This window comes from Thauera aromatica K172 (genome assembly GCF_003030465.1).
GTDB lineage: Bacteria > Pseudomonadota > Gammaproteobacteria > Burkholderiales > Rhodocyclaceae > Thauera > Thauera aromatica.
Window position 1 is genome coordinate 1,537,005 of the sequence record NZ_CP028339.1, and the last position, 15,554, is coordinate 1,552,558.

The 15,554-nt window shown below is 68.0% G+C and carries 12 protein-coding genes and 1 pseudogene; 6 read left to right on the plus strand and 7 right to left on the minus strand.

Features of this window, described 5'->3' with window-relative positions; all coding sequences use genetic code 11:
• Positions 1 to 46: 46 nt before the first annotated feature.
• The 7 genes and pseudogenes from Tharo_RS18160 to nosZ form a co-directional block, all read right to left on the minus strand.
• Positions 47 to 499, minus strand: a complete 453-nt coding sequence (locus tag Tharo_RS18160) for a nitrous oxide reductase accessory protein NosL (protein ID WP_425444952.1) — start codon at positions 497 to 499, stop codon at positions 47 to 49.
• Positions 476 to 1,246 (minus strand): annotated as a pseudogene (locus Tharo_RS17655) (ABC transporter permease); the annotation flags it as partial. The pseudogene Tharo_RS17655 and the gene Tharo_RS18160, both read right to left, overlap by 24 nt.
• A gap of 11 nt (positions 1,247 to 1,257) precedes the next feature.
• Complete coding sequence (locus tag Tharo_RS07290; RefSeq protein WP_107219899.1) at positions 1,258 to 2,202, minus strand: ABC transporter ATP-binding protein; 945 nt, start codon at positions 2,200 to 2,202, stop codon at positions 1,258 to 1,260.
• A complete protein-coding gene (locus Tharo_RS07295; protein WP_107220622.1) occupies positions 2,174 to 3,475 on the minus strand; it encodes a nitrous oxide reductase family maturation protein NosD in 1,302 nt (433 codons plus the stop codon). Before Tharo_RS07295 ends, Tharo_RS07290 begins: the two co-directional genes overlap by 29 nt.
• A gap of 8 nt (positions 3,476 to 3,483) precedes the next feature.
• Complete coding sequence (locus Tharo_RS07300) at positions 3,484 to 3,912, minus strand: transcription regulator (protein ID WP_107219901.1); 429 nt, start codon at positions 3,910 to 3,912, stop codon at positions 3,484 to 3,486.
• An 18-nt stretch (positions 3,913 to 3,930) separates the two neighbouring features.
• On the minus strand, positions 3,931 to 6,057 hold the full coding sequence (locus tag Tharo_RS07305) for a NosR/NirI family protein (RefSeq protein WP_245881054.1): 2,127 nt from the start codon (positions 6,055 to 6,057) through the stop codon (positions 3,931 to 3,933).
• A 207-nt stretch (positions 6,058 to 6,264) separates the two neighbouring features.
• On the minus strand, positions 6,265 to 8,208 hold the full coding sequence (gene nosZ, locus Tharo_RS07310; RefSeq protein WP_043742265.1) for a TAT-dependent nitrous-oxide reductase: 1,944 nt from the start codon (positions 8,206 to 8,208) through the stop codon (positions 6,265 to 6,267).
• Between the two features lie 388 nt (positions 8,209 to 8,596).
• Here nosZ and Tharo_RS07315 point away from each other — a divergent pair, with 388 nt between their 5' ends.
• The 6 genes from Tharo_RS07315 (at position 8,597) to lolD (ending at position 15,534) form a co-directional block, all read left to right on the plus strand.
• Entirely contained in the window at positions 8,597 to 10,795 is a 2,199-nt protein-coding gene (locus tag Tharo_RS07315) for a YgiQ family radical SAM protein (RefSeq protein WP_245881055.1), read from the plus strand.
• Positions 10,796 to 11,029: 234 nt separating this feature from the next.
• On the plus strand, positions 11,030 to 12,016 hold the full coding sequence (locus Tharo_RS07320; RefSeq protein WP_107220624.1) for a sulfurtransferase: 987 nt from the start codon (positions 11,030 to 11,032) through the stop codon (positions 12,014 to 12,016).
• 19 nt (positions 12,017 to 12,035) lie between these two features.
• The gene (locus Tharo_RS07325) at positions 12,036 to 13,181 is read left to right on the plus strand and encodes a YeeE/YedE family protein (protein WP_107220625.1); all 1,146 of its coding nucleotides are present in this window, start codon (positions 12,036 to 12,038) and stop codon (positions 13,179 to 13,181) included.
• A gap of 13 nt (positions 13,182 to 13,194) precedes the next feature.
• Entirely contained in the window at positions 13,195 to 13,362 is a 168-nt protein-coding gene (locus tag Tharo_RS17660) for a hypothetical protein (protein WP_170110011.1), read from the plus strand.
• 215 nt (positions 13,363 to 13,577) lie between these two features.
• Positions 13,578 to 14,834 carry a lipoprotein-releasing ABC transporter permease subunit gene (locus Tharo_RS07330; RefSeq protein WP_107220626.1) on the plus strand — a complete coding sequence of 419 codons (1,257 nt, stop codon included), beginning with the start codon at positions 13,578 to 13,580 and terminating at the stop codon, positions 14,832 to 14,834.
• Entirely contained in the window at positions 14,827 to 15,534 is a 708-nt protein-coding gene (lolD, locus tag Tharo_RS07335) for a lipoprotein-releasing ABC transporter ATP-binding protein LolD (protein ID WP_107220627.1), read from the plus strand. The genes Tharo_RS07330 and lolD overlap by 8 nt, the downstream gene beginning before the upstream one ends.
• Positions 15,535 to 15,554: the final 20 nt, after the last annotated feature.

Sequence of the window (15,554 nt, forward strand, 5' to 3'; positions counted from 1 at the left end):
GGAGTCGAAAGACCGTACCACGGGGGCATTGGTTGCCCGCCGTGCTTCAGTTCGGGATTTTCCAAAAGGAAACGTCGTTTATGTTGCAGTCATTTGAGGGCTGGGTGCAGAGACAGTGAGCCTCTTTGGATTGCATGACAGACGGTCTGTGATGAACGATCCATGACAAATCGTAGTTTACTGTAGTGCTTGTAGGCATGGGCTGATGCTCGCCATGCAACAGGAACATTCCCATCGCAGCTGCGGCTACAGCTGCGCCGAACTGTAAGGCCCGGAGGCGGCCTTCACCTTCAAGGAGGTTGGGACGGTTCGCTTCGGTTTGCATGCACCCAGGTCCTCGGTTATTCAATGGGTTACATGGATTGGTCGTGGAGGGCGCCGCCGTCGAGGACGACGTGGTCGGGGTGACCTCGTCGAAGCGCAGGACGCTGCCGCCGTGTTCGGTGGCGAAGGCTTGCGCGTCGGCCTCGCGGGCGAAAGAGGCGGCGGTCGGGCCCATCGAGCCCAGGCGGCTCAGCGCCGGCGGGAACACGGTGGACAGCCCGTACAGGGTGCGCACGTCGTCGAGGCTGAAGATGTTGAGGATGCGGAATACGTCGGCCGGATTGAGCAACAGCAGGTAGGGCAGGGCCTCGCCGCCCCACTGCCCGCCGCTGAGCACCAGCGCGCCGAGCAGCAGCAGGTCGAACACGAGGACGAAGAAGAACCACAGCGCGATCGCCAGCCCCGAAGCGCGGGTGCGGTCGGCGGCGAACACCGACAGCATCACCGCCAGGCTCAGAAAGGCGCAGCCGAGCAGCACCGAACTGGCCATGAAGCCGAAGTAGTGGAACAGCGCGGCCAGATCGAGCTGGGCGGAGAGCACCAGGCCGACGAGGCCGAAGCCGGCCACGGTGGAGAAGGCGAGCGCCGCGGCGAGGCCGAGGTACTTGCCCAGCAGCAGCTCGCCGCGGGTGATCGGCATCGACAGCAGGAGTTCGAGCGAGCCGCGCTCGCGCTCGCCGACGATGGCGTCGAACCCCAGCAGCAGCGCGATCAGCGGGATCAGGTAGATCACCAGGCTGACCAGGCTGGCGATCGTGACTTCGATCGAGCGGAAACCCACCGTGCCCTGCTGGGCCGCGCCGAAGTAAGCGATCGACAGCGCGAATGCGGTGAATACCAGCGCCACCGCCAGCACCCAGCGGTTGCGGATGCGGTCCCAGAACTCCTTGCCGGCGATGGCGGCGATCTGCGCGAACTCCATGCCTGCTCCTTTCAGTCGGAAAAGCCGAAGAACACGTCTTCGAGCGAAGGTTCGTGGACGGTGAGATCGAGCACCGTGTCGCCCAGGCCGGCGAGTGCGGCGATCACCGCCATCTTGGTTTCGCGCCGGCACTGCACCGCGACGTGGTCGTCGCGCGCCTCGACCGCGCCCACCGGCAGGTGGCCGAGTGCGGCGCGTACCGCGGCGAAGTCGGCCGGGGCCACGCGCACGGCAAACCACAGCGGCAGGTCCATCTGCTCGCGCAGCGCCTGCACGGTGCCGCTGGCCTGGACCTTGCCTGCGGCCATGATCGCCAGCCGGTCCACGCGCTCCTGAATCTCGGCGAGGATGTGCGAGGTGATGACGATGGTCACGCCGGCGCTCTTCAACTGGCGCAGGATCGTATAAAAACCGCGGATCGCCTCCGGGTCGAGGCCGGTGGTGGGCTCGTCGAGGAACAGCAGCTTGGGGTCGCCGAGCAGGGCCTGGGCGAAGCCGAGGCGCTGGCGCATCCCTTTGGAGTATTCGCGGACGCGCCGGCGGGCGGCGTGGGCGAGGCCGACGCGTTCGAGCAGTTCGCCGTTGCGCGCCGCGGGCACGCCTTTGAGGCGGGCGAAGAACTGCAGCGTCTCGAGCCCGGTGAGGTTGTCGTAGAGGACGACGTTCTCCGGCAGGTAGCCGAGCTTGCGCCGCACCGCGCGGAATTCGCCGCCGGTGCCGACGCCGGCGCCGTCGATGCGGATCTCGCCCGCGGTCGCGGGGATGAGGCCGAGCATCATCTTGAACAGCGTGCTCTTGCCGGCGCCGTTGTGGCCGATCAGGCCGAACAGCTCGCCGCAGCGGATTTCCAGGTCGACGCCGTCGACGGCGCGGATCGGGCCGTAGTGCTTGTGCACGCCGCGCACCGCGATCAGCGGCGCGGCGGCGTCATTGGGGGCGGGGGAAGTGTCGGCCACGCCATTGGCTCCAGTCGGGGTTGTGCGGCAGCATCCGCGGGTTCGGGTCGACGATGCTCGGTGCGCGCAAGAGCGGGAACTGCTGGCCCACCAGGCGCAGGGTCTGCACCGCCGGGCTGGCGAGCAGCAGCTTCATCAGCGGGTGGCGCCAGGACAGGCGGTCGACGAGGTCGTTGGCCTCGTAGCGGACGTCGCCGGCGCCGTCGCCGTCGCGGTCCCAGCCCAGGTAGTTGCTCCAGTAGTTGCCCGCCTGCTCGCCCCAGGGCAGGTCGCGGGCGCCGACGTAGCGTACCTGCTCGCGGTTGAGGATGAAGTCGTTGCCTTCGACTTCGTTGTTCTTCGAGCCCGCCCACAGGTGCACGCCGACGACGTTGTCGACCACGGTGTTGCCGCGCAGGGTGTTGTATTCGGCATCGTAGATGAAGAAGCCGCGCTGGTTGCCGGCGACGACGTTGCCTTCGATGGTCGAGTCCTGGATCGTGCGCAGCATGATGCCGTGATCCGAATTGGCCCAGGCGCGGTTGTTGCGCACGGTGAGGCGGCGCACTTCCATCAGCGCGAGGCCGCCGCGGTTCATCCAGGTGTCGTTGCCTTCCCAGACGTTGTCGTAGGCGTTCATGTAGTGCGTGCCGTAGCGGCTGTGGTGCAGGCGGTTGGCGCGGAACACGGCGTCGTGCGAGACATCGACGTAGAGCGCGTCGCGCACGAAGCTGATGTTGTTGCCGAGGATCTGTGCACGGTGGGTGTTGTAGAGCTGGATGCCGTTGCCGCGCTTGACCGACATGTAATCGCGCTTGCCGGTGATGACGTTATTCTCCACTCGGACGTCGTTGGCCTTCTCGATCCACAGCCCGAACAGGTTGTAGGCGAGGTCGCAGTTGCGCACGAGCGCATGGTCGGCGCCGGGCTGTATGTAGATGCCGGCATTCTGCTCGCCGAGGTGATCTCCCGAGTTCCAGATGATGAAACCTTCAATGGTGACGCCAGGGGCGGCAATCCGGACCACGTCACCGCGACCTTGCCCGTCGAGCGTCGGCCGGTCGAGCCCGCGCAGGGTCAGCGGCTTGGCGATGAGGAGGTTCTCGGCATAGCGTGCGCGCTCGATCTCGATCACGTCGCCGGGCTGGGCGCGCTCGATCGCGGCCTGGATCGACTCCCCCGCGCGCACGCGCAGCGTCGCGGCCAGGGTGTCGCCGGCGGTGACGAGGCCGAGCGCGACGAGCAGCAGGCCGGCCGCCAGTGCGCGCAGGCGCCGGACGTGGTTGGGGGACATCGCTGGGCTCAGAGCAGCAGCAGGCCGGCCGATTTGAGGCCGATGAACAGGGCGGCGCCGATCAGCAGGTTCTTGAAGCCGACGTAGCACACCATGTCCATGCGGCTGGCGCGGCGGTAACGCCGCCCCCACCACGGCCCTTCCTTGACGTAGGGCTTGGCGCCCAGGCGCACCAGCACTTCGAACACGCTCCAGCCGAACCACCAGCCGATGATGGTGCCGGCGCTGAGCTGGCCCATCGCCGCCAGCACCCAGGCCACGCTGGCGGCGGCGGCGAGCGCCAGGCTCGCCGCCTGTACCGCGCGCTGGCGCTGGAAGGCGCTGCGGCTCCATGGCCACAGGTGGTCCCAGGCTTCGGCGGCGAGACGCTTGAGCAGGCTGCCCTCGGCTGCGTACGGGGGGTGGACCGGTTCGGTCAGCATGCGCGGATCGACCATGATTCTCTCCTTGCCGGATCAGGCGTTCGGTGCCCGCGCGGGCACGGGCGTGATCGGGATGTAGTAGCCGTCGGCGCCGATCGGCGTCAGCGACTGGCCGGCCTTGGCGCGGCGCTTGCGCTCGTCGGCCAGCGGCGGGCAGACATGGTTGTCGGTGTACAGCACCATGCAGTCCAGGCACAGCATGCATTCGCGGTGGTCGATGCGGCCCTTGTCGTCGATCGCGAGCGAGCCGCAGCCCTTCGCGCAAGCCTTGCAGCTGTTGCATTCCTGCTTGCGGCGCAGACCGAACCAGCGGAAGGTCGAGGGCATCGCCAGCGCGGCGCCGAGCGGGCACAGATACTTGCAGAACGGGCGCTCGATGAAGATCGACAGGCCGAGCAGGCCGGCGGCGAACAGGGTGTAGGGCCAGCTGCGGTTGAACAGGCCGACGAGGAAGGTGGTCTTGAAGGGCTCGACTTCGGCGAGCTTCTCCGCCAGACCGATCGAGAACATCGACACCGCGAGCAGGCCGAAGAACACGCCGTACTTCACCCATTTCAGGCGGTTGTGCCATTTCATCGGCAGCGCGAACTGGAAACGCTGCAGGCCGATCGCGCGCGAGACCTTGTAGATCATCTCCGACAGCGAGCCGAACGGGCACAGCCAGCCGCAGAACAGGCCGCGGCCCCAGACGAACACGGTGACGATGATGAAGATCCAGAACAGGAAGATGAACGGGTCGGTCAGGAACAGTTCCCACTGCCACTGGAACAGCAACGAGTGGAACCAGGTCAGCACCTGCGTGATCGAGGGCTGGGCGAGCAGGCCGAAGCCGACGAAGCCGATGCTGATCGTCCACGCGCCGTACTTGAAGAGGTTGACCGGCCACTTGTTCTTGCGCGTCGAGCGTCGGGTGAGCGTGTCGCGGTTCGCATAGATGGCGGCGACCGCCACGAGCAGGGCGGCGAACAGGGCGATTTCCACCGCGCGCGTCTTCCATACCCGCACCCAGGGGGCATCGGGTTTGTTCACTTCGGGGCGGCCGCCTTCCAGGTAGCGGTCGGCGAGCCAGTATTCGGTGTCGAAGTTCACGAAGGTGCGCGCGCCGGTCTCGCGGTCGACGCGGTTGCCGAGGAAGATGAACTTCCACGGGAAGGCGCCGGAGAAGGCCGCAGAGCGCACGATGAAGATGCCCGACTCGGTGAAGGCGGGGGCACCGGCGGCGCTGACGCCGTAGAGGTTGAGGTAGTCGAGGTCGCGGAAGGTGAACGCGTCCTGGCCCTGGCGGATCTGGACGCGGTCGTAGATGCCGCCGCGCACGAAGCCCGAGCCCTTGAACGACTCCCGGCCGCCGCTGCGGATCACGAAGAGGGCGTGCTCGCCTTCGGCCAGGCGCGACATCAGCGCGCGCCAGCCGGCTTCGCCGAGGATCGCACGGCCGATTTCCGGATGGTTCAGGTAGCCGAACCAGAGCTCGATGAACGGCGTCGCGCTGCGCTCGAGGCCGACCTGCTCGGGCCGGACGGTGAGGCGCTGGACGGCGCCTTCGTCGACCAGCGCGGCCCAGTCGAGCGTGCGGCCGGCATCCTTGAGCTTCGCCTGCGGGCGGATGGTCGGCTCGAGGATGCCGACCTGGCGGGCGACCGCGGCGCCCGAGGCCATCATCACCTGGTTCTGGGCGATGACGGTGACGGTGGCGCCGGAGATGGCGTCGAGGCCGATGATCTCTTCTTCGGGGCGGGAGCGGCCGATCTCGATGTTGTCGCCGACGAACTTGCCCAGGTACTGCTCGTTGAACTTGATCAGGGACGATTCGGGAATGCCGAGCAGCAGGATCGGCTCGGAGTGCTTGAGGATCTTGACGCCGACGAAGCGGCCTTCGGTGTTCATGCCGATCAGCGTGACCACCGGCTTGCCCGAGTAGGCCGGGGTGTCGGTGATGTCGGTCGACAGCATCACGTAGCCGAGCAGCTTGCGCGTGCCGTTTTCATCCGCATAGCCCTCGACGTAGCGCGGCTGGCCCTTGCGTTCGGAGAAGTGCGTGGCGCCGGGCAGGACTTCGCCACAGGGTACGTAGTCGCACAGCGCGGGAGCGGTGTTCAGCTCCGGTGGCAGTTTGGCCTCGTAGGCGCTAGCCATGACGGATGAAGGGCCGAACAGCATGAAAGCGGCGAGCCAGGCGTTGCAGACCGCACGAAGAAATCTCATTGCAGCAACAGGGAAAGCGTGGAAGCAATCCGTCCATCCGAAACGGGGTTCGCCGGCGGTCATGAAAAAGCCTTTTGTCCTGGGAAGACGGGCGCACCTTGCCCGCAGGCGGCGCGGTCCGTCGGTACCCGCGGTGTCCGACGGACCGCGCCTACGTGGCACTCACGCTTCGACGATCATGCGCGAGCGCATCTCCATGTGCAGGGCGTGGCAGAAGTGGGTGCAGTAGCACCAGAACACGCCTGCCTTGTCGGCCTTGAAGGTCACCGACTTGGTTTCCTGCGGATTGACGATGAAGTTGATGTTGTAGCGCTCGATCGCGAAGCCGTGGGTCAGATCCTCGATCTTGTCGAGGTTGGTGAGCACGATCGTGACCTCATCGCCCTTCCTGAGCTTGAACTCGCGCAGGCTGAAGGCGGGCGCCTGGCTGACGAGCTTCACCGTAACCTTGTTGCCATCGCGGAACACGCCCGACTCCTGGGGGCCGCGCACGGCGTTCGGGAACTGGTCGAGCTCGTAGATCTGTTTCGGCTTGATGATGTCGCGGCGGATGATGATGGAGTCGTGCGGCTCCGATGACACGGGGTTGTCGTGCACGAGCTTCATCTTTTCGCCGCTGATGTCGATCAGCTGTGAGGTCTCGGGGTGCAGCGGGCCGACCGGGAGGAAACGGTCCTTGGAGAACTTGTTGTCCGAGACTAGGAACTTGCCGTCGCAGTCGCGGGTTTCGCCCATCGAGGTAAAGCCGTGGCCGGGCTGGTAATGGACGTCGAGGCGATCGACGACGACGGTCACGCTCTTGTCGCCCTGATAGGACTTGATCGCGCCGTCGATGCTCCACTTGACGATCTGGCTGTCGAGGAAGAGCGTGGTGTAGGCGTTGCCGCGGCCGTCGAAGGCGGTATGCAGCGGGCCGAGGCCGATCTCTGGTTCGGCGACCACCGCCTCGCGGGGCTCCTTCAGATTGCCGTCGAACCACTGCAGCACCTTCTCGTGGGCGATCAGGCTTGCGGAGGGGGAGAGCTTGCCGGCGCAGGCGTAGTACTTGCCGTCCGGGCTGATATTGACACCATGCGGGTTCTTGGGGACGGGCACATAGCAGGTGAGGGCGGTCTTCGGGTCGGCGTTAGCGGCCTGGGTACCGTCGACGACCGGCACCTTGGAGTCGCCGTAGGTCTTGAACTTGCCGTCCCTGACGGCCTGCTCGATGCGGGCGATGTTGAAGAACAGGCATGAGTCCCATTCGGCGGACATCATGTCTTCATACTTGGCGCCCATCTCGGTGTTGTACTGGGTGGTGGCGGCGAGCTTGCCGTCGTAGGAGGAGGCGACGAGCTCGCAGTTGCCGTCGATCAGCACCTGCCAGCGCACTTCCATCGATTCCACGTCGACGCAGCTGAACAGCGAACGGTACTTCGCTTCGTCCTCGATGCCGACACCGACGTTCGGCAGCGGGATGGAGAATTCCGCGCCGCAGAACACACGCGTGCTGCGGTTGATCGCCGGATCCACCGGATCGCGCTTGTCCGGGAAGGTGCCGTGAAAGCCCTGAATGTTCGGCAGCTGGGTGATCTTGTCGCACTCCATCGTGTCCAGCCGAACGCGCGCCAAGCGGCAGTTGAGCTTGTCGTTCACGAACAGGTAGCGGCCGTCGTAGGTGCCGTCGGTGTACGACGGGTGCAGATGGTGGGTGTCGCCGGTGTGGTACTTCAGCGAGCCATCCGGATTCGTGCCGATGATCGCCTTCGATTCGTTGGTGATCCCCCAGCCGATCATGCAGTCGATGTTGAACACCGGGATGCGCTTGAACTCCCGCCCCGAGGGCAGGCCGAACACGCGCACGTCGCCGGCGTGGCCGGCGCTGGAGAACATGTAGTAGGTGTCCAGTTGGCCGGGCGCGACCGAATAGTCGCCGCCGTGGGCGCCGGACGTGTCCGCGTGCGCCGTCGTCGCCGCGACCGCGCTGGCCGCGGTGTCGTCCTTGCACGCCGCCAGCCCGAACGAAATCCCCGCCCCGGCGAGGCCGGTAAAGGCCACCTTGTTCAAGAACCGGCGGCGGCTGTCGTCCGGCAGTCCGCTGTGCGGCGTGGTGTGCTTCTGGCTCATATTGCTGTGCTCCGTTTTCAACGAGGGATGTGCTTGCAGGCTGGCGGTCGGTCGGTGATAGGCGGCCCGCGACCGGCCGCCGCGCGCTCGTCCCGGGCTTGCGACCGGCCCGGTGCGGAATCGAGAACAGGGAGAATTCTCAGCGTCTTCGGGCAGTCAAAACAGTTACAGAGCCAAACATATCCGATCCGCACAGATGGCCCGGCGCACGGCAGTGGATGCCTGCCCTTTCAAGGCCTTGCAGAATTTGCCGGGGGACGGCCCCGCGCTGGCCGGCGCCGATACAATGGCGTCCATGAACGCACCGATGTTTTCCGCGCCCGCGGCCGGCCCCTCCGAGATCCTCGGCCGTGCCGTGCCCGGCTACCGCGCCGCGCCCTTCCTGCCGATGTCGCGCGCCGAGATGGACGCGCTCGGCTGGGACGCCTGCGACGTCATCCTCGTCACCGGCGATGCCTACATCGACCACCCCAGCTTCGGCATGGCCCTGGTCGGGCGCCTGCTCGAGGCCCACGGCTTTCGCGTCGGCATCCTCAGCCAGCCCGACTGGCACTCGGCCGAGCCCTTCCGCGCCCTCGGCAAGCCGCGGCTGTACTTCGGCATCACCGCCGGCAACATGGACTCGCTGGTCAACCGCTACACCTCTGACCGCAAGATCCGCTCCGAGGACGCTTACACGCCGAATGCCGAAGCCGGCCGCCGGCCCGACCGTGCGGTCACCGTCTACGCCCAGCGCGCGCGCGAAGCCTATCCAGACGCCAACATCGTCGTCGGCAGCATCGAGGCCAGCCTGCGCCGCATCGCGCACTACGACTACTGGTCGGACAAGGTGCGGCGCTCGGTGCTGCCTGACTCCAAGGCCGACCTGCTGCTGTTCGGCAACGCCGAGCGCGCCCTGGTGGCGCTGACCCACCGCCTGGCCGCGGGCGAGCCGATCGAGACCATCCGCAACCTGCGCGGCACCGCCTTCATGGCGAGGCCGGGCTGGCTGCCGGAAGGGGACGATGGCAACCCCTGGGTCGAGCTCGACTCGCTCGCGCTCGACAAGCCGGGTCGCATCGACGCCCATCCCGATCCCTACGCGATGGCGCCGTCGGCGGCGGCCGCACCGAAGCCCGCCGCCGACGGCGCCCAGCCGGTGCGCATCGTGCCGGCAGCCGAACGCGTGGCGGCGCGCCGCGCCCAGCGCGGACGCACGCTGATCCGCCTGCCGTCCTACGAGCAGGTGAAGGACGATCCGGTGCTGTACGCCCACGCCTCGCGCGTGTTCCACCTCGAATCCAACCCCGGCAACGCCCGCGCGCTGGTCCAGCGTCATGGCGAAGGCCCCGGCGCACGCGACGTCTGGATCAACCCGCCGCCGCTGCCGCTGACCACGCCGGAGATGGACTTCGTCTACGGCCGCCCCTTCGCGCGCGCGCCGCATCCGTCCTACGGCGATGCGCGCATCCCGGCCTGGGACATGATCAAGTTCTCGATCAACATCATGCGCGGCTGCTTCGGCGGCTGTACCTTCTGCTCGATCACCGAGCACGAGGGGCGCATCATCCAGAGCCGCTCGCACGAATCGATCATCCACGAGATCGAGGAGATCCGCGACAAGTCACCCGACTTCAAGGGCCACATCACCGACCTCGGCGGGCCCACCGCCAACATGTACCGCATGGCGTGCAAGAGCAAGGCGATCGAGCAGAACTGCCGCCGCCTGTCGTGCGTGTATCCGGGCATCTGCGAGAACCTGAACACCGATCATTCTTCGCTCGTCGAGCTCTACCGCAAGGCGAGGGCGGTGCCGGGGATCAAGCGCATCACCATCGGCTCGGGCCTGCGCTACGACCTCGCGGTGCGCTCGCCCGAGTACGTCAAGGAACTGGTCACCCATCACGTCAGCGGCCTGCTCAAGATCGCGCCCGAGCACACCGAGGCGAATACCCTCGCGAAGATGATGAAGCCGGGCATCGGCGCCTACGAGGAGTTCCGCCGCATGTTCGAGACGTTCTCGGCGCAGGCGGGCAAGAAGCAGCACCTGGTGCCCTACTTCATCGCCGCCCACCCCGGCTGCACCGACGAGGACATGCTGAACCTCGCGCTGTGGCTGAAGAAGCACGACTTCCGCCTCGACCAGGTGCAGACCTTCCTGCCCACGCCGATGGCGCTGGCAACGACGATGTACCACTCGCGCAAGAACCCGCTGAAGAAAGTCTCGGCGGATTCGGAGGTCGTGGAGACCGCCCGCGCCGGCAGGGTCCGCAAGCTGCACAAGGCTTTCCTGCGCTGGCACGACCCGGAGAACTGGGCGATCCTGCGCGAGGGTCTGCTCAAGATGGGGCGGGGTGAGCTGATCGGCAATGGCCCGAACTGCCTCATTCCGCGCCAGCCGCCGCCCGCTGCGGCGGTGCCGGGATGCGCCCGCGGAGCGCCGCCGGGAGGCAAACAAGCGTCCGCTCCGGCGAAGCCGGCGGGTCGTGCCAAGGATGAGGCGCCACGGCGGTCGATGGGGCACGCCGCGGGCGCGCAGGCAGCGCCATCGGCCAGGGCGCGACGGCCCGAGGGGCGCGGCGCGCGCAAGCCGACGCGCGGGCGCTGAGTCCCGTTCCCTGCCTCGAACCCAGCCTGATCGCCACCGCGTTCCGGCCCCGGTCGGGTGCGCGCCGCGGGAACACAGATTCGGTGTTTTATGGAAATTAGTTATAATAAAGTTACTTTTGATGTATTTTAAGTGATAAAGAGCCGCTCTATGCTCTGCCGACAACAATCGGGAAGCCGGTGTGCAGACGATGCCCTCGCTTCCGCCCCCCGACCGTCAGAGGAAACTGCAGTCATGCTGAAAAAAGTCATTCTCCCCCTCGCCTTCGCCGCCGCCTTCTCTGCTTTCCCGGCGCTGGCCACCACCCACACCCAGGCGCCGGCCAGCGCAGCCGCGGCGGTGGCCGCGACCCTGCCGCCGCTGATCGACGCGCAGGCGCTGAAGGCCCAGCTCGGCCGCACCGACCTGCGCATCCTGGACATCCGCGCCGACAAGGACTACGCCGCCGGCCACATCCCGGGCGCGATCAACACCCCCTACGGCAAGTATCGCGGCCCGCAGGACAACCCCGGGCAGCTGCCGGCCGAGGCCGTGCTCACCGAACTGCTGCAGGCTGCCGGCGTCGATGCCGACACCCAGGTGGTGGTGGTCCATGGCGGCGCCAATCACACCGACTTCGGCGCCGCGGCGCGCGTCTACTGGACGCTGAAAGTCGGTGGCCTGACCCGGTTGTCGATCCTCGACGGCGGCACCAAGGCCTGGCAGGCGGCCGGCGGCGCGCTCGACAGCGCGGCGCCGGCGGTGGCGCGCAGCCGCTTCAGCTACCGCTACGATCAGGACCAGATCGTCAGCGGCGAGGAGCTCGCCGCCGCCCTCGAGGCCGACCAGGCCCCGGCGCTGATCGATGCGCGCCCGGCGAAGTTCTACTCCGGCGAGGTGCGTGTCGATGCCGCGGCGCGCTACGGCACCCTGCCCGGTGCGCGTTCGCTCGACAACGCTCAGTTCTTCCCCGAGGGCGGCACCACGCTCAAGCCCGCGGGGGAACTGAAGGCGCTGGTGGCCCAGGCCGGTGCGGCCGATGCCCCGGCGGTGTCGTTCTGCAACACCGGCCACTGGGCGGCGACCAACTGGTTCGTGATGTCCGAGATCGCGGGCAACAAGCAGGTCAAGCTCTACCCCGAGTCGATCGTGGGCTGGAGCAAGAGCGCGCTGCCGATGGAAAATGAGCCCTCGCGCGTGACCGCCCTGATCCAGGACGTCAAGCGCGCGCTGGACAAGTGACCGCGGCGGAGTTTCGGCAATGCGACTGCTGATCCGGTTGTTGTTCGTCCTCGGCGGACTCGCCGGCGTGCTCGCGGTGACGCTTGCCGCCGGCCTGCGCCAGGGCCTGCTGGCGCTGCTCGGTATCGGCTTCGGTGCGGCGCTGCAGGGCGCGCGCTTCGGTTTCACCACCGGCTGGCGCGACTACATCGAACGCCGCGACCCGCAAGGCCTGTGGGCGCAGATGCTGCTGCTCGCGCTGGCGGCGGCGCTGACCCTGCCGCTGCTGGCGGCCAATCCGGGCGAACTGGTGGGCGCGGTGGCGCCGCTGACGGTGAGCCTGGTGCTGGGGGCGTTCCTGTTCGGCGCCGCGATGCAGCTCGCCGACGGCTGCGGCTCGGGCACCTTGTACAAGGCCGGCGCCGGTGCGCCGCTGTCGGTGGTGGTGCTGCCCACCTTCGCCATCGGCAGCTTCGTCGGCGCTTCGCACCAGCCCGCCTGGATTGCCCTCGGCGGCTTGCCCGCGGTCGATCTGCTCGTCCTCGGCTGGCCGCTCGCCCTGCTCCTCACCGTCGCCGGCTGCGCCCTGGTGGCCTGGCTGGCGGCGCGCGGTGCGCGCCAGAACAGCCGGGCGCGGCTGAGCGGCGAGCCGGCCGCGCTGCGCAGCGCGCTCGATGCCGCATCGGGCTACGGCGGCTGGGCGCGGCGCTGGTGGATCGGCGCGCTCGTGCTGGCCGTGCTGTACACCGCGCACCTGGTCGTTGCCGGCCAGCCGTGGGGGATCGTCTACGGCATCGGCGTGTGGGGGGCGAAAGTCGCAGCGGCGCTGGGCTGGAGCCCGGTGGGCGATCCGTTCTGGGGGAGCGCGCCGCATGCGGCGCGGCTCACCGAGCCGGTGCTGGCCGACGTCACTTCGGTGACCAACCTCGGGCTGATCTACGGTGCCCTGGTGGCGGCGCGCTGGAACGGTGCGGCCGCATTCGCCACACCTTCGGCGCGGCGCCTGATCGCCGCCAGCGTCGCCGGGCTGGTGATGGGCTACAGCTCGCGGATGGCCTTCGGCTGCAACGTCGGCGCGTTCTTCGGCGGCGTCGCCTCGGCCAGCGTGCACGGCTGGGTGTGGTTCGCACTCGCTTTTGCCGGCTCGATCGTCGGTGTGCGGATTCGCCGCCGGGTGGCGGGCTGAAGGAGCGGACGACATGGACGGACAAAAACTCTTTCGCCTCGCGAGCGCGCTCTTCTGGGGGCTAGTGCTGGCACTGGTCGCGGTCGATACGCTCAATTCCAGCGGTGTGCGGGTCGAGCCGCCGCCGATCGCGCTCGGCAGCGGACAGATGGCCTCGGGCGGGCACTGCTCGGGACGCTGAGCCCGGCCGGGGCCGTTCCGGCTTCCCGCTGGACCGGGAGCGCACAAGCGCACCACCCATGCGCCCGCCGCGGCCGATGGCCCGGCGGACGGATGCGGTGGCCTTGCCGCAGGCCGTGCCGGACTTACATTCCGGCGCGCTTTAGTCTCCCCTTGTGTTCCATCCGCGGGCACAATGCCGGGCTGCAGTCTTTCCATCCGAGTCCCCGACCATCCATGCGCTACGAATTCCTCGTGGGCCTGCGCTACACCCGTTCGCGCAAGCGGGCCCAGGGCCGAAACCGCTTCATTTCCTTCATTTCGCTGGTTTCCATGCTCGGCATCGCGCTCGGCGTTGCCGCGCTGATTGTCGTGCTCTCGGTGATGAACGGCTTCCAGGAGGAGCTGCGCACCCGCATCCTCGGCGTCGCCTCGCACATCCAGGTGCACAGCGTGGACGGCGGCCTCGAGGCCTGGCAGCAGGTCGCCGAGGAGGCGCAGCGCCATCCCGAAGTGAAGGCGGCGGCGCCCTACGTGCAGGAGCAGGGCATGCTGTCCTTCGACGAGGCGGTGCGGGGCACGATCGTGCGCGGGGTGATTCCGGCGGAAGAAGAGAAGGTCGCCGAGTTCGGCCGCCACATGCAGGCCGGCGCGTTCGAGGCGTTGCAGCCGGGACGCTTCGGCATCGTCCTCGGCCGCGACCTGGCCCACGCGCTGCGTGTGCGGATGGGCGACAAGCTCACCCTGATCGCCCCCCAGGGGCTGGTGACGCCGGCCGCGGTGCTGCCGCGGGTCAAGCAGTTCGAGGTCGTCGGCATTTTCGAGGCCGGCATGTACGAGTACGATTCCGCGCTCGCGCTGGTGCATCTGGCCGATGCCCAGGCGCTGTACCGGCTGGGCGATGCGGTGAGCGGCGTGCGGCTCAAGCTCGACGACCTCTTCGCCGCGCCACGGGTGGCGCGCGAGCTGGCGCTGACGGTCAGCCAGCCCGGGCTGGCGGTGGCCGACTGGACCCGCAGCCACGCCAACTTCTTCCGCGCGGTGGCGCTGGAAAAGACGATGATGACCCTGATCCTGTTCCTGATCGTCGCCGTGGCCGCGTTCAACATCGTGTCCACGCTGGTGATGGCGGTGCAGGAAAAATATGCTGACATCGCCATCCTGCGCACCCTGGGGGCGAGCCCGGCGTCGATCATGGCGATCTTCGTGCTGCAGGGCACGATCATCGGCTTCGTCGGGCTGGCCGCGGGGGTGGCAGGCGGGCTGGCGATCGCGCACAACCTCGACGTGGTGATTCCGGCGCTGGAGGCGCTCACCGGCGCCACGCTGTGGAACAAGGAAATCTACTACATCAACGAGCTGCCCTCGCAGGTGCTGGCGGCCGACGTCGTCTCGATCGTCTCGGTGTCCTTCGTCCTCACCCTGCTTGCCGCGCTGTACCCGAGCTGGCGGGCGTCGCGGGTCAATCCGGCGGAGGCGCTGCGCTATGAATGAGACCGCGATCGTGCGCGATGGCGCCGGATCGGCGCCGGTGCTGGCCTGCGACGGCCTGGCCAAGCATTTCCGCGAGGGGGCGGAGGCGGTGAAGGTGCTCGACGGCGTCAGTCTGCGCGTCGGCCGCGGCGAGCACCTCGCCATCGTCGGCGCCTCGGGCTCGGGCAAGAGCACCCTGCTGCACCTGCTCGGCGGGCTCGACGTGCCCAGCGCCGGCGCGGTGCGACTGATGGGGCAGGATTTCTCGGCCCTGTCGGAAGGCGCGCGCGGCCGGCTGCGCAACGCCGCGCTCGGTTTCGTGTACCAGTTCCACCATCTGCTGCCCGAGTTCACCGCGCTCGAGAACGTCGCCATGCCGCTGTACATCCGGCGCATGGACAAGGCCGCGGCCGATGCGCGCGCCGCCGCGACGCTCGATGAAGTGGGGCTGGGCCACCGTCTCGACCACACTCCCGGCGAGCTTTCCGGCGGCGAGCGCCAGCGCGCGGCGATCGCCCGTGCGCTGGTGACCCAGCCTGCCTGCGTGCTCGCCGACGAGCCCACCGGCAACCTCGACCGGCGTACCGCCGGCGTGGTGTTCGACCTGATGCTGTCGCTGAACGAGCGCCTGGCGACCAGCTTCGTCATCGTCACCCACGACGAGACCCTCGCCGCCCGCGCCCAGCGCAGCCTGCGGCTGTGCGACGGGCGGCTGGAGTAGGCCCTTCCTGATCGGCCCCT